The following is a 1,667-nucleotide window of genomic DNA, read 5'->3' as shown; positions in this document are numbered from 1 at the left end:
GAAGCTGTTGTCTTTCCGGGCGTGATCGGTGCGTTTCCGCTGGTCGGGGATAGTAGTGGTGGTTCCGTGGGAGTGGTGGCCTGTCGGGTCGTCGCTCCTCGGGAGGTCACCAATGCCGTCAGTCGTCGGACTGCTGGAACAGCACGAGCTCGCCGCTCGCCGTCGAGTCGACGGGCTGCGGGAGGAGGCCGGCCGCATCCAGGCCGAACTGGCCGCGGCCGAGCAGGAATGGCAGGAGTGGGCGATTGCCCGCAGGCGGGTCGACACGGTGCTGGCTCCGGACGGCGGCAACACCGCCGGCACCGAGGTCACTGGGGATCCGCGGGATGCGGACGCGCCCCCGGAACCCCGGGATGCGGCGAAGCCGAAGTCGCAGGTGCCGGTGTGGCGTGAGGGCCTTGACGGGTCGGTGCTGTCGGTGGACTACCAGCGCATCCTCACGGCGCTCGCGGACCGGAACCGGCTCCATCAAGGGCCGCTGACCTGCCAGGAGATGGCCCAAGCGTTCGGCATGGACCTGGTGCCGGCACGAGTGGAGGCACTGCGGTCGAAGGCGAAACGCCTGGTCGCGCGGGGCTGGCTGGCCGAGCGGCAGCCGGGCCGGTTCACTCTTGCCCAGGGTGTGGCCGGGCAAGGCGGCGCGTCATGAGCAGGGTCATCGACCAGTAGACCATCGCCTCGGCGCTGGTGGTGCGCCGCTCGAAGTCGCGCACCAGACGGCGGCTTCGCATCAGGTGGGCGAAGAGGCGCTCGACGATCCACCGCTTGGGCAGCACCACGAAGCCGCGCATGTCGTCGCTGCGTTTCACGATCGCCAGGACCAGCGCGAGCCTGGCCAGGCAGTACTCGACGAGGCTGCCGGTGTAGCCGCCGTCGGCCCAGACCAGTTCCAGCCGGTGGTGCACTTCGGCGACCTGCCTGAGCAGCACCTGGGCGGCGATGCGGTCGCCAGTGTCCGCGGCGGTGACCATCACGCCCAGCAGCAGGCCGAGCGTGTCGACCACAACATGCCGCTTGCGGCCGTTGACCAGCTTGCCGCCGTCGAAGCCCCGGCTGTCCGCGCCGACCACGGCGTCCGCTTTGACGGACTGCGAGTCGATCACTGCGGCCGTCGGCTGCGCGTCCCGCCCCAGCTCCTCGCGGACCCTCACGCACAACCGGTCGTGGAACTCCTTGACCAGGGCGTTGTCGCGCCAGCGGCGGAAGAATGCGTAGATGCGGTCCCACGGCGGGAAGTCGGCGGGCATCGCCCGCCACTTGATCCCGTTGTCCACGAGATACCGGATCGCATCGAGCATGGCACGGTGGCAGTACGCCTCCGGCCGGCCGCCCCGGCCGCGCATCCAGCCAGGCACCGGCAGCAGCGGCCGTACCGCCGCCCACTCCGCGTCCGTCATGTCCGTCGGATAACGCGACTGCCGCATCCCGTTGTCGGCGGCGTTTCCGAACCGGTGAGCCAGGCAGTCACACTCCCAGGTGACCGCGCTGGACTGCCCGGCCATCGGCACGCAAGACTGCTGCACCAGGGCCTCCTGCTGCTGCTCGGTGATTCGACACCAACGAGCTGTTCAGGAGGCCCTACTCGTATGCGCCGAACACCCCACGACCACCCAATCGAGACTCCCGTTCGACGGACACCGCTCAAGATCGGAACGACAACAGCTACT

The 1,667-nt window shown here is 69.3% G+C and carries 2 protein-coding genes; one reads left to right on the top strand and one right to left on the bottom strand.

What is annotated here, in order from left to right:
• Window positions 1-112 precede the first annotated feature (112 nt).
• Complete coding sequence (locus ACFU3E_RS38400; RefSeq protein WP_283975061.1) at window positions 113-649, top strand: hypothetical protein; 537 nt, start codon at window positions 113-115, stop codon at window positions 647-649.
• Here the strand turns inward: ACFU3E_RS38400 and ACFU3E_RS38395 are convergent.
• Complete coding sequence (locus ACFU3E_RS38395) at window positions 606-1,523, bottom strand: IS5 family transposase (protein ID WP_384169459.1); 918 nt, start codon at window positions 1,521-1,523, stop codon at window positions 606-608. The genes ACFU3E_RS38400 and ACFU3E_RS38395 overlap by 44 nt on opposite strands.
• Between the last annotated feature and the right edge of the window lie 144 nt (window positions 1,524-1,667).

Source organism: Streptomyces sp. NPDC057424 (genome assembly GCF_042803315.1).
Taxonomy (GTDB): Bacteria; Actinomycetota; Actinomycetes; order Streptomycetales; family Streptomycetaceae; genus Streptomyces.
This window is presented reverse-complemented; position numbering and strand designations above follow the sequence as displayed.